The organism is Methylobacterium sp. J-077, assembly GCF_022829365.1.
GTDB lineage: Bacteria > Pseudomonadota > Alphaproteobacteria > Rhizobiales > Beijerinckiaceae > Methylobacterium.
This window is the reverse complement of record NZ_JAKSYJ010000212.1, coordinates 62,030-74,250: the sequence shown is the minus strand read 5'-3', so window position 1 is coordinate 74,250 and position 12,221 is coordinate 62,030. Positions and strand designations below refer to the sequence as shown.

Below are 12,221 nucleotides of genomic sequence, written 5' to 3'. Positions count from 1 at the left end.
AAGAACCGCGCCTGAGGCCAGCGCCTACGACGCCAAAGCTGGACGTCGGATCAGCTCAGCCGCACCGTACCGTACCCAGCTTGCGAAGGGGTCCCAATTGCACGCCGATCCGGGGTCCCATTCCAACGCCTTTTGACACGCCAGCACACTGGCAATGAAAGGAGTGGCGATGGGTGTCATCGCTGCCCAACTCGGCCACGCCGACACCCGCGTGACGGAGAAGCACTACGCTCATCTAGCTCCCAGCTACGTCGCTCATACAATCAGGGCGAACTTCCCTGAGCTCGGGCTGAACGAACCGTCGACTGTACGACCGCTACGCCTCGTTAGGTCGCAGTAGCGCCGCCCGAAGATGCCGAAGCACAAGCAATGCGAAGAGCCGAACAATCGGCAAACTGAGATTTTCATAGAGAGCGATCGTGTGTTCTCCGAAATTGACCAGCGCGGCTTGCGAAGCCTCGACAGATTACATGAGATAGATGACCCGTTACCGAAGGACGCCCCAATATCTCCCCGCCTCCTCCCTGAGGCCGAGGGCACCTTTCTAGTTGATAAATACATCGATGCCGTTCCATTCAGCACAGATGTCGACCGAGAGCGCAGACTGATAAGTGTCCGGTATGCAGTTTGCATGGCTCGGAGCCGAGCCAACACTAAGATAGGCCAGTATCGGGGGCTCATAGAAGCCAAATTACGACTCAAACGCATCGCCAACGATTTGATGAAGAGAGACAAATCGATACTTTTTGATAAGTTGAAGCAATCCTATCTAGCTATAGATATAACGCTAAATTTGACTACCATCGACAGGTGCGAGAGCTTGCTTCCGGACTTTCGACAGAATGTATTACCGCGACACCGATCAGTGCGCGGAGGCATTTGCGAGCAGACTATCACAAATCAAATTAAAGCGCTCGAGAATGGCTTAGCGCGGAGCAGCACGCTAGTTATTCTGGGCAAGCAACTAATTCTTAAATCCGATCTGAGCGCGGGCACGAAACTCGATTTGCAGAAGCGAGTTTTTGTCTCGGAGATCGTCGGCTGGTGGTATAGAAATACAGGAAAATGGCCGGCAAAAAACTACAGTGCTAAAGCATCTCCAACGACGGACGACGGTGCGTTAAATTTCTATGATTTCCTGGAGGCCGCGCGCCAGGATGCAGGTTTGACAAAAATCTCACCCTCGAAAACCGGAGCGTCTGGGCCATTCGAAAGAATGGTCCGCGATGTGATCTCTGAGTTGAAGTCAGCGATAGACCGCCGCGCGCCTGCCCGGCAGCCGACACGGGGCAGCTAACTACCTGATTTTAAGAGACAAAATTTCTTCGATTCCCGCACGCGACAGCATCCGGCAATCCCGTATCGTACCTTTTGAGACGCACGAAGTGTCCCGAGGACGATACGCGATGGAAAAGCAGTACTACACGATAGCAGAATTAGATAAGATTGGTCCCCTGTCACGATCATCGTGGTTCAACGCCATCAGAGACGGCCTGATTGTCGCGCGCAAAGCCGGGCGGAGGACCATCGTGATGCGGGAGGACTATGATCGCTTCTTGAAATCTAGGCCAGCAATACGGCCGCGTGCGCCGTCACACTGACCTACTGAAAAAGCGGCCCGCCCTTTTAAGGGGAGGGCGGGCCTCTGAACGCCGGTAAGGCACGACCGGCACATTATCGAAATACTCTCAGCCGGAGACTATCTCGATGAGCGATTCGATCGCCCATTTGCTGACTCATGTCAACAGACGCGCCAATATAGAACCGTCGGGGTTATACAGCTACTCCCATTCTCTGAGCATTGATGCCTCGGTTATAGCTGACGGGTGGGCCCACCGCGATGGCATTTCGCCCCTTAACGAACCGCCACCGGGAAAGCCTGATGGTAGGTCTTCAGAAGATCGACGCTCGATTTCGGAGCGTGCCCATGAGGGCAGATTGGCGGCAGGCCTGCCCCATAGAGCTCCTCGGCCGAGGCATCAGCGAAGAGCCCCGCTTCGGACGCGCTCCGGTCGGCCGACCTACTGGATCAGCACCGCAATCTGCGAAGCCGTGCGTCTCATCAACGATCGTGGTCCGCTCCACCAGGTAGACACCTTCAGACAGGTGTTTGTGCCAATCCTTGCCCTTCACATCCTACGGGAACGCGCCAACCCAGACTCACTACTGGACGCCGGTGCCGCTGCAGCAAGGCAAGCGCGGCTGCTCGTGGGCGCCGACGTTGCAGCTGACTGCGAAGAATGGGTCCGCGCCCACCTATCTACCCTGAGAGGCGTAGAGCCGTACCGTCTCTGGCGTGCGGCTGGCAGTCGGTCACGTACGGGAGGGCTCAAGGAACTCGGCCTATCCCTGGGCCAGCACTTCGGCTTAACCCAGGCCGAGCGCCAGCGCCTCAAAGTGCGGATGATCCGCGCTGTCGATGTGACGCCAGCCGACCAACGCGAGACCAAACGTGAGGCCGATCGCGTGCGGGCGGAAGCAAAACGTCGAGCCGCAGGGGTCAAGCCACGCGCTGCATCCGAAGCCATAACAGCGATGATGCGCGAAACCGGGCTCTCTCGCGCAAGTTGCTACAGGAGGATTGCAGCAGTTAAGGCTGCTAAACCCGACGAAGATCACAATGCAGAAAGGATGCGTAGCGTTCAAGCGGACACGTCTTCGTATTTATTGGCATAAAATTAGGTTGATCAAACCAAATTCGTCAACAAATAACTGCCGTCGAGAAACCTATTCCCGATAGGTATGCCAAATGATGCGACGACTCACAAGGAACAAATCTAAATTATCAAGCGCACAACCCAATGCCCAGATATATCAGCCAGACGCATCGGCCGTTGGACTAGATATTGATGACTGGGAAGACTCGTCGATGTACGACGACCTTTCACTCAGCTACCGCGAATCGGAACTGCCAACGGGGAGGCTAGCCAATCGTATTTTCCGATGGATCTCCATGCGATCGGAAGGCTTCATCGTCTCTATGTTCCATCAACGCGTTCAGAAGCGCAGAGATGATAGATAACTCGCGATCGGGCGCACCCTGCAGTTTCAGTACCAGCTCCTCCCATAGCTCTCGGCGCGGCGCTAAGTATCTAGACATCCACTTAGGGCCCTCGAAAAAGGCGCGCGCAGGGATTGTGAGAATGCGACCATATGCGGTTGCGGCTCTGCTACCCTCCGGACTTTCAGACAGCCCCTCGCTTGACTGACAGATGCATCCACGCTCGTTGCACTCAGAACGTGGCATGGCGGGTTCAAGCAAATGGAAATCGACCAGCTCAGGTACTCGCCGCTCTGGCGCTATCACGACGCGGCCTGCGAAGTTGCAATCAGCCTGTTAGCTTTCTCCCGCATGGACATCGCGTCACATGAGGATCCCGCCATCGGCTTGCGTGCACGCATCATGGTCAAGATCATGACTGACATGCACCACTTTGCGTTTAATGCACGTAAGGCGATTGAACTTGCAGGCGTCCATGATGGTCAGGTTATACAGCTCGCGAAAGATTTGGTCCCCGCATCCATGTCACCGGCATCAGCGGGGAGGAAGCTTGCGCCTACCGACAGCAGTTCGCATCCGACGTGCAGGTTTGGATCGTGCCTCATGCTATGCTGACGCATCGCGCGCCCAGACCATTCCATACCGCTGAGCGAGAGCGTCAAGGTTCGCCGTTCGACATGCTGGTGCTGGACGAGGCACCCTGGCTCGGCCTGTTCGGCGGTCGCGATCGTCAGTCCGCGTCGGTAACGGTCAGCGAGCTGAATGCCCTCGCGCTGAAATTGGCAGCCTCCGAGAAACGCAACGTTTATCGTCGGATCGTGGACAAGATGTCCGCCGCACTTACCGGGCAGAGCGGATTGCTCAAGCGCGCGCCATTCATGTCCTGCGATCTGAGCGTGGCCGAAGCTGACCACGCCGCGCGCCTGACGCAAGGTTTGCGGCAGAGCATCGCGGTTAATCACGACCTCGCGTCTGAAGCCGCGGCGATCACCGTGCGCGAGACCTACGAGAAAAACCGGTCGGTGATCCTAGCCGCCCGGTTTTGGAGCCTTCTGGCAGCGTTCCTGCGCTCGGGCGAGGCGATCGCGCCCTGGTCATTGTCCGTGGACGAGGATGCTGCCGGTGAGCGTACCGTCCTTCTGCGTTGGAAGGAGGAGCTGAACGGCGACTGGGCTGCAGGCCCGGTTCTGTATCTCGACGCGACGGTGATCCCGGAGGTCGCGAGCGCGTGGCTGCCGAACCTGCGCATTGAGGCCGCGGTCCGTGCGCGTGAGACCCACGTTCACCGGGTCGCTGTGATCGACCGAGTGTTCGGTCGGTCGAGCCTGCTTACGGCTGAATGCGGCGGAGACGCTGCCGAAGCGAAACGACAAACCAACACGATCGGACAGATTGTCCGGTTCATAGAGCGCATCGCCTTTCGGTTCCGCGGCCAGGGAGCGCGACCCGGCCCTGATGTGGCGGTTGTGACGTACAAGGATCTAGAGCCGCGTCTGCGCGGGCAGCTGCCGGCGAACGTCGCGCTTGGCCACTTCAACGCTCTGCGCGGTTTTGACGGCTGGCGCGGCGTGGCCGCGATCGTCGTTCTCGGCCGGCCGGAGGCGTCACCGCGGGACGTAGAGATCATGGCCTCTCTCGCCACCAACAGGCTCGTGCCGCCTAATGCCGGCTATTACCCCCGCGGTGACGGAGTGCAGCTCATGCGTGACGGAACCGGCCGGCGGGTAACGGCTCACATACATCCCGATCCGCAGGCTGAAGCATTTCGGCGGCAGATCGCGACGGAACTCGAACAGATCGAAGGAAGAGCACGGCCGGTGCGACGGGGGCCGGGGGCGCGGCTCTTCTCGGTGATGCTAACAAGCACGCCGACCGCGCTCGCCCTCGACGCTACCGTTGCCGCTGGTGACCTATTAGACGCCGGCGGAATAATCGACGCCTTGTTCGCCCGGGGCATCGTGCCTGAGACGGCGCGGGACGCGGGGCATGTGCTGGCGGATGTATTCGTTAACGGCGATCCTGCGGCGGCGGTCCGGCAACGGCTTCATCGCGAGGGTGAGATCGGTGCCTTGACCGGCCTATTCAGCGGAGCGGCGGCGTGGGGCAAGGGGTCAGATCGAAAGTGTGACAGGTCCATAAGAGATCTTAATAGGGCTGCGTCACACTTTCAGGCGCAGTCAGTTGAAGGCCGGTGGTTCGAGGCACCCCTCGCTGGCCTGGAGTCGTTCCGCTGCTTTCGCTACAGGCTACCGAGGGAGCGGCGCAGCGGGCGCGTCCTAATCGACATCGATCGATACCCCGATCCAAGACAGTCACTGACGGATAGTCTTGGACCGCTTGAGCATTTCGTCTCGGAAAAAGACCCCGTCGGTTTGGCGGACGTCCGGGCGGCTCTCGCCGGCAGAGGTCCTCACGCACCAGCTTCCGAGACTCCGCCGATCGTCCTGGCCTTGCCAGTCGGTCGGACTCCCTTTCATGAACTGCTTTGCATCAGCGACCGGACCGCCGAGCGTCATAGCCCGGTCCCGCCTGCTGCGGACGACATCTATCGGGTAGAGAGTCTGAGCCTCACCTTGCGCGTGCACGACCGGCATTCTACTCAGCCGCTGTACCATCGCGTCCGAGATGGCGCATTCTGGCCGCCGCAGCGCACGCCGATCATCGCGCCTCCGCCACAGGCCGCCGAGCCTCGGATGTCAGCGGTCGAGCTTGCTATCGAGCTAGGGGCGAAGCCCCGCTCCCTGATGGTCGGTCCTTCCTTTGCGAAGCTCCAGCGGGATCACGGCAAAGAGCAGGCGCTGGTGATAAAACTGATCGGACGTTTTGGCCGAGATGCTGTGCTCGCCGCAGCATCGTGCTTCTTGAACCTCCGCTCAGAGGCGAAATAGCGTTATGTTACAACATCTGCTAAAGTATTCGACGATAAGTCGGTTTCGGGTTACGCTATGCCGTTGAAGTCCGGAGCACTCACGCCGCAGGAGCGGAAGTTCGTTAGCCACATGGTTCGGGGCAACGACGCGACAGCGGCTGCTGCCTTTGCTGGCTACGCACAGCCTTCCTCGCACGGCGGAACGCTGATGCGACGGCCTGTAATCATCACTGAGGTGCGGAAGGCTGTCGCGCAACGATTGCGCACCGCGGGTGCCGGTGTTGGCGTCGGCATGCTGATCGAGATCGCAAATGACGATGAAGCGCCGAAGAACACGCGGGTCATGGCGGCGGCGCACCTGGCCAAATTGTCCGGTATCGGAGCGGGCGAGCGCGAGGCTGAGGAAAAACCTTTGCTCGAGATGCCCCGTGCAGAGCTTTCGAAAGCTCGTGAGCGCGCGATTGCCTACCTCGCCGAACTCGGTGCGCCAGTGATTGAGGGCGAAGAGATCACGGATCCGCCAACAGGCGATCTGTTCGCTTGATTGCGCCACTCTTCCATGGTTCGATAAACATGCAGTTGCTGCAAAGCTACTTTTAATTGCGCGCAGCACGACGCCTTGCGCTCGATAGCTGAATAATATCGCATGAAGTCTGTAGTTTTTCCCGACCGTCAGTAAGAGCGCCTTTAGATTGGCTTACTGGCTCGGATGAATACATTGTCCGCTTAAAGACCTGATGCGCCCATTCATCCAATATAAAATTCCCCAGGAAGACAGCGGCGCACAATTCATTTTTGTGTTTTGTCGTCAAACGTTTAGTTCGGCGGCCCTCCATCCAATGAACGTAGTAATAGCCATTAGAATGCTGCTTCAAGGTGGGAATCATCGCTGCCTCGCTCCATAGAGCAGCAATATGCAGTGATACCTCATTGAAATCAACAGGCGTTTCTCGCAATTACATACTTGATACAACTTGTCTGATTTTGAGATCTGGCATCAGACAGATCAGACATATCGGACGCGCGGTGGCCTACTCTTGAAATGCGCGCCTATTGAGTCAGCGGATGGATGGCTTCACAAGCCAAGGCGTGAAGCTCAATGCGCCTCGCCTTTAAAGTAGCTTGCCGAAGTTACGGCCAGCTCAGCCACCGTTCGGCGGTGTGCCGCTTGCGGATACGAGACGGCTCCGCAGCCTCTTCACGGCCGTCGGGGTCCAGCTGCCGGTACCGCTCGACGTCGGAACACCTTCTAGCTCAAATGCTGCGGCTACAGCACGTAGTGACGCGATACCTTCTGGATCTAGGCGTGCCAGAATCGGTGCGAGCGCCTCCGCCTGCTCTTTAGCTCTGCGAGTGCGGGCGAGGCGAGCCTTGGCGGTGTCCTCAGCCGTGCCCGCGCGCCCCCTGAATCCACCAAGCCTTTGGCCACGCGCCTTGGCAGCCGCTAAAGAAGCCTTCGTACGGGCGGAAATCATCCGACGCTCCTCCTCGGCGACCACAGCCATGATGCCGACGGTCATCCGGTTCGCCGACGGCATGTCACAGGCGACGAAATCGACGCCCGCCTTGCTTAGGCCCAGGAGGAAATGAGCGTCGCGGGCCAGCCGATCGAGCTTGGCGACCACGAGCGTCGCGCGGTGCGCACGGCCCAAGGCCAGCGCGCGGGCCAGCTCCGGCCGCTCACTGTTTGCACCGCTTTCGATCTCGACCACCTCGGCGATCAGGGTCCAAGCCCCTCCGTTCAGAAAGTCTGTGACGGCCGAGCGCTGCGCTTCCAGGCCGAGCCCGGATCGACCCTGCCTATCGGTACTGACGCGCAGGTAAGAGATGAAGCGGCCAGAGATCATGCTTGACCTGTATCGCACTATGCATCGGACGTTGCTCACAATGATATGTTTGGAAGCGAGGTCAATTCCAATCGTCTGAGCATCCCGTGTTCGGGAGCATTTGTATCTTGGGGCAACTACCCCCCGGGTACACCCGTAGAGCAATCCGTCAGCGCTCGCTGGACCTGCGGACAAAATTGCACTGGTCGAGGTTTTTCGGACAAAATGTCCGGACGACCTCCAACGTCTGAATCTGGCCGAAAGCGGTACGGCTGCTTTCAAAGGGGAACAGGCGCAGAAGCAGACGGCAATTGCTTCAGGATCCGCGTGATCGATCGCTCTGTCCGGCTGATCAGTCTCCGTGGCATGCCATCTGCACGACGAGCGTCACCCGTCGGATTGGAGGCGCTTGATGAGGCGACGCGATTTTCATACTGGCGCCGCTGCCGCCCTCATATCCGCGCCAAGTCTCGTGCCTGCGCAGGCGACCACGACCCTCAAGTTCGTCCCCTACGCCAACCTTGCTCTGCTCGATCCCCTGGTCAGCGCCTTCATTACCCGCAACCACGTGATGATGGTGTTCGACACTCTCACCCCCCCCGGATGAGCGGGCGACGGTGTCGTGCGCGGGAGGAAGATGGCCCGGGCTTCCGGTTATTGAAGCCTTGTCCCCGTCGGCCGCGATCTTGCAGGCAGGCGCGGGTGACGCCTGCGGGCGATACCTGGGGGATCGAAATGCGCGCTTCCATACTGGCCGGGATCCTCGGCCTCTTGATGGCCGGCTCTGCGCAAGCTCAGGTTAAGATCGGCATCGTCGGTGCGATCACGGGTGCCAATGCGGCGTTCGGTGCCCAGATCAAGAATGGCGCCAGTCAAGCGGTGGAGGACATCAACAAGGCCGGCGGCATCAACGGACAGAAGCTCGTAGCCGTCATTGGTGACGATGCCGGCGATCCCAAGCAGGGCGTCTCGGTGGCCAACAAGTTTGCCAGCGACGGCGTCAAGATGGTTGTCGGCCACTTCAACTCAGGCGTGTCGATCCCGGCCTCGGACGTCTATCTCGACGCCGGCATCATCCAGGTTACCCCCGCCTCGACGAACGTGAAGTTCACCGAGCGCGGCATGTGGAACACGTTCCGCACCTGCGGCCGCGACGACCAGCAGGGCGCGGTAGCCGGGGCCTACCTGGCCGATCACTTCAAGGGTAAGAAGATTGCCTTCGTCCACGACAAGACCCCCTACGGCAAGGGCCTGGCCGACGAGACCCTGAAGGCGCTCAAGGCCAAGGGCGGCAAGGACGTGATGTTCGAGGGCATCAACCCGGGCGAGAAGGACTACTCCGCCCTCGTCTCCAAGCTGAAGTCGGCCGACATCGATGTCGTGTACTATGGCGGCCTGCACACCGAGGCCGGCCTGATCATCCGGCAGATGCGAGGCCAGGGCCTGAAGGCGCCGATGATGAGCGGTGACGGCATCACCGACAAGGAGTTCGTCCAGATCGCCGGGCCGGGCGCAGCGGGGACGCTGATGACCTTCTCGCCGGACGCGCGCAAGAACCCCAATGCGAAGGACGCGGTCGCCGCGTTCAAGGCCAAGAACATCGATCCCGAGGCCTACACGCTCTACTCCTACGCGGCCGTGCAGGTGCTGGCCAAGGCGATGACCGAGACCGGCTCGAGCGACGGCAAGAAGCTCGCAGACTGGCTGCATCAGGGCAAGCCGACGCAGACGGTGATCGGCGAGATCGCATACGACAAGAAAGGCGACATCACCCGGCCCGACTACATCATGTACGAGTGGGCGAAGGGGACAGACGGTAGGATCGACTACACGGGGCACGAACTGACGCAGTGATCCCACGACGCGCGGTGCGGCGAGGGTTAAGGATGAACGCATGGACGAGCGGGATCTGCGCGGCCTTATCGGACGTGTGAAGGACGGCCGCCTGTCGCGGCGCGCCTTCGTACAGCGCATGATGGCGGTCGGCCTCACCGCGCCGGTGGGCGAGTGCTCGTTTGCCTCGGCGTGATGGTAATCGGCGGTTCGCTGATCGCCTTCTCGATATTCCTCTGGCTGGTGCGAGACTGGGGCGCGTTCCGCGCCGGCCTGTACGCCTTCGTCAGCCCAGTGATCGCGGTCACGATTGGCATCCTCTACGCGCACGAGCCCTTCGGATGGGCGGAGGCATCGGGTATGGGGATTATGCTTGCAGCGGCCGCGTTGGCGCTCGCTGAGCAATCAGGTGTGCAGGTCGGCCAAGCTGCTTCTTGAGCGGTTCGTGACGAGAGGCGCACGCAATTGCTTCCTGGTTCGGCTGCGCCGCCATTATACTTGGCGCTGTAAGATCGCATTTGGCTGCAGTGGGTCCGAGGCGGTCGACCGGATCTGGCCGAAGGTGGCCTGCCCGCTTCGGAGCGAGAGATGCAGAAAAGCAGCCTTGATCGTGCCGAGAATTTTTAACCGACGGCGGTCGCGTCAATTTGGGCAGACATTATTTAGGGAGAGGATATCCGGCCTGACCTGATCGAGACGGTAAGCCTTCCTCGCAGCGGGGGCTGATTTGGCATCCGAGTTGCTCATCCTTCCGGTACGCGTCCGGAAAACATTTATGGCTGAGCAGATCTCTCCACCCTTCCAGGCAGGCGTCGGAATTGGGCGCCCCCGGCTCGGCTTCGCCCTCACGGCGATCCTGATCGTCTTCTACTTCGGCTTCGTCGGGCTCGGCGCCTTCGCGCCCGCCGTCCTGGCCAAGCCCCTTGTCGATGGCGGTACGGTGACCGTTGCTTTTGCGTACGGTCTGTTCGTTATCGCGCTCGGCGTTGCCCTGACCGGAATCTACGTGCTCATCGCGAACCGCGAGGTCATCTGATGAGTGTTTCAGCGGCGCGCCGTACGCTGATCGGTCTCGCTCTCCTAGCGCCAGCACCGGCGCTCGCGCAGACGGGGGGCGCCGGCGGTGGCCTCAACCTGACGGCGATTGCGCTCTTCACCACCGTCGTTATTGGCACGCTGTACATCACCTACAGAGCGGCAAAACGGACGCAATCGGCTTCCGATTTCTACACCGCCGGAGGACGGATCACGGGCTTCCAGAACGGACTCGCGATCGCCGGCGATTTTATCTCGGCAGGGGCCTTCCTCGGGCTTGCCGGCCTCGTCTACGGTAACGGCTTCGACGGCCTCATCTATGCGGTCGGATACACAACGGGGCTGCCAATCGTTGTCTTCCTAATGGCGGAGCGGCTCCGAGCGCTCGGCCGCTTCACCTTCACGGACGTCGCTTGTACGCGCCTTCAGGAGAAGCCGGTCCGCATCTTCGCGGCTTCGGCGTCCTTGGTCGTGATCGCATTCTACCTCATCGCTCAGATGGTGGGAGGCGGGCAGCTCATCCGTCTTCTGCTCGGCCTCGATTACATTTACGCGCAGTTTATCGTTGGGATTCTGATGATCTGCTACGTCCTGTTCGGCGGCATGGTCGCGACGACCTGGGTGCAGATCACGAAAGCGGTGCTGTTCATCATCGGCGGGACCGTGATCGCGCTGCTAGTAATGGCCCATTTCGGCTTCGATTACGGCGCCCTGCTTCGGCAAGCAGTCTCTCATCACCCCCGCGGCGAGTCGATCCTGACACCGCAATTCTTGTCCCGTGATCCCATTTCGGCGATATCGCTCGGTCTCGCGCTGATGTTCGGGACCGCGGGCCTGCCCCACATCCTGATGCGGTTCTTCACGGTGCCCGACGCCCGCGCCGCCCGAGTATCCGTATTCTGGGCGTCCGTATGGATGAATTACTTCTTCGCGCTCGTGTTCATCATCGGCTTCGGAGCGCTCGCCCTAGTCGCCAAGAACCCCGCCTACGTGAACGCCGCAGGTGGCCTGATCGGCGGCGGGAACATGGCGGCGATCCATCTCTCGCACGCGGTCGGCGGCGACCTGATGTTGGGGTTCATCTCGGCCGTCGCCTTCGCGACGATCCTTGCCGTCGTGGCGGGCTTGACGCTCGCCGGGGCGACGGCGGTGTCGCACGACCTCTACGCCAGCGTGTTCCGGGGCGCCGGCGCGAGCGATGCGTCCGAGGTTCGTGTCTCGCGCTACGCGACCGTGGTCCTGGGGATCGTCGCGATCGGGCTCGGCGTCGCGTTCCAGAACCAGAACGTCGCCTACATGGTGAGCTTGGCGTTCTCCATCGCCTGCTCGTCGACACTGCCGCTCCTGATCCTGGTCCTATACTGGCCAGGGCTCACCACGCGCGGCGCCGTGACCGGGGGATGCGTCGGGCTCGGGACAGCACTCCTGTTCACCATCCTAGGTCGGCCAGTCTGGGTCGGCGTGCTGGGCTACGCGACACCGATCTTTCCAATCGATCCGCCGACGATCGTGACCATGCCGCTCGCGTTCCTCGTCTGCTACGTCGTGTCCGTCATGGACAGAAGTCCGCAGGCGCGGATCGATCACCAGCGCAGTGCCTCAATCGGCCGGACAGCACCGCCCGCTTCCGTGCCGGCGGAATGAACCAGCTTAGGAT

Annotated in this window: 11 protein-coding genes; 10 read left to right on the top strand and 1 reads right to left on the bottom strand. The window is 60.5% G+C overall.

Features of this window, described 5'->3' with window-relative positions:
- Positions 1-352 precede the first annotated feature (352 nt).
- From MKL11_RS25860 to MKL11_RS25845, 4 genes are all read left to right on the top strand, one after another.
- Entirely contained in the window at positions 353-1,297 is a 945-nt protein-coding gene (locus tag MKL11_RS25860; RefSeq protein WP_243948493.1) for a hypothetical protein, read from the top strand.
- A 1,965-nt stretch (positions 1,298-3,262) separates the two neighbouring features.
- A complete protein-coding gene (locus MKL11_RS25855) occupies positions 3,263-3,616 on the top strand; it encodes a hypothetical protein (RefSeq protein ID WP_243948492.1) in 354 nt (117 codons plus the stop codon).
- A 62-nt stretch (positions 3,617-3,678) separates the two neighbouring features.
- Positions 3,679-5,889, top strand: a complete 2,211-nt coding sequence (locus MKL11_RS25850) for a hypothetical protein (protein ID WP_243948491.1) — start codon at positions 3,679-3,681, stop codon at positions 5,887-5,889.
- Positions 5,890-5,946: 57 nt separating this feature from the next.
- Positions 5,947-6,414, top strand: a complete 468-nt coding sequence (locus tag MKL11_RS25845; protein ID WP_243948490.1) for a hypothetical protein — start codon at positions 5,947-5,949, stop codon at positions 6,412-6,414.
- 598 nt (positions 6,415-7,012) lie between these two features.
- Here the strand turns inward: MKL11_RS25845 and MKL11_RS25840 are convergent.
- Positions 7,013-7,717, bottom strand: coding sequence for a recombinase family protein (locus tag MKL11_RS25840; RefSeq protein ID WP_243948488.1), 705 nt, complete (start codon positions 7,715-7,717; stop codon positions 7,013-7,015).
- A gap of 451 nt (positions 7,718-8,168) precedes the next feature.
- Here MKL11_RS25840 and MKL11_RS33215 point away from each other — a divergent pair, with 451 nt between their 5' ends.
- From MKL11_RS33215 to actP, 6 genes are all read left to right on the top strand, one after another.
- Entirely contained in the window at positions 8,169-8,303 is a 135-nt protein-coding gene (locus MKL11_RS33215; RefSeq protein WP_279600716.1) for a hypothetical protein, read from the top strand.
- A 128-nt stretch (positions 8,304-8,431) separates the two neighbouring features.
- Positions 8,432-9,550 carry a branched-chain amino acid ABC transporter substrate-binding protein gene (locus tag MKL11_RS25835; RefSeq protein WP_243948486.1) on the top strand — a complete coding sequence of 373 codons (1,119 nt, stop codon included), beginning with the start codon at positions 8,432-8,434 and terminating at the stop codon, positions 9,548-9,550.
- 40 nt (positions 9,551-9,590) lie between these two features.
- Entirely contained in the window at positions 9,591-9,725 is a 135-nt protein-coding gene (locus tag MKL11_RS33210; protein ID WP_279600722.1) for a hypothetical protein, read from the top strand.
- Complete coding sequence (locus MKL11_RS25830; protein ID WP_243948484.1) at positions 9,704-9,967, top strand: EamA family transporter; 264 nt, start codon at positions 9,704-9,706, stop codon at positions 9,965-9,967. The genes MKL11_RS33210 and MKL11_RS25830 overlap by 22 nt, the downstream gene beginning before the upstream one ends.
- Before the next feature lie 337 nt (positions 9,968-10,304).
- Entirely contained in the window at positions 10,305-10,565 is a 261-nt protein-coding gene (locus tag MKL11_RS25825; RefSeq protein ID WP_243948482.1) for a DUF485 domain-containing protein, read from the top strand.
- On the top strand, positions 10,565-12,208 hold the full coding sequence (gene actP / locus MKL11_RS25820; protein ID WP_243948480.1) for a cation/acetate symporter ActP: 1,644 nt from the start codon (positions 10,565-10,567) through the stop codon (positions 12,206-12,208). Before MKL11_RS25825 ends, actP begins: the two co-directional genes overlap by 1 nt.
- Positions 12,209-12,221 lie beyond the last annotated feature (13 nt).

Bases quoted from the DNA above. Each gene is read 5' to 3' on its own strand.
- MKL11_RS25860 (WP_243948493.1), top strand. From the start codon at position 353: ATGCCGAAGCACAAGCAATGCGAAGAGCCGAACAATCGGCAAACTGAG.
- MKL11_RS25855 (WP_243948492.1), top strand. From the start codon at position 3,263: ATGGAAATCGACCAGCTCAGGTACTCGCCGCTCTGGCGCTATCACGAC.
- MKL11_RS25850 (WP_243948491.1), top strand. From the start codon at position 3,679: ATGCTGGTGCTGGACGAGGCACCCTGGCTCGGCCTGTTCGGCGGTCGC.
- MKL11_RS25845 (WP_243948490.1), top strand. From the start codon at position 5,947: ATGCCGTTGAAGTCCGGAGCACTCACGCCGCAGGAGCGGAAGTTCGTT.
- MKL11_RS25840 (WP_243948488.1), bottom strand. From the start codon at position 7,717: ATGATCTCTGGCCGCTTCATCTCTTACCTGCGCGTCAGTACCGATAGG.
- MKL11_RS25835 (WP_243948486.1), top strand. From the start codon at position 8,432: ATGCGCGCTTCCATACTGGCCGGGATCCTCGGCCTCTTGATGGCCGGC.
- MKL11_RS33210 (WP_279600722.1), top strand. From the start codon at position 9,591: ATGGACGAGCGGGATCTGCGCGGCCTTATCGGACGTGTGAAGGACGGC.
- MKL11_RS25825 (WP_243948482.1), top strand. From the start codon at position 10,305: ATGGCTGAGCAGATCTCTCCACCCTTCCAGGCAGGCGTCGGAATTGGG.
- actP (WP_243948480.1), top strand. From the start codon at position 10,565: ATGAGTGTTTCAGCGGCGCGCCGTACGCTGATCGGTCTCGCTCTCCTA.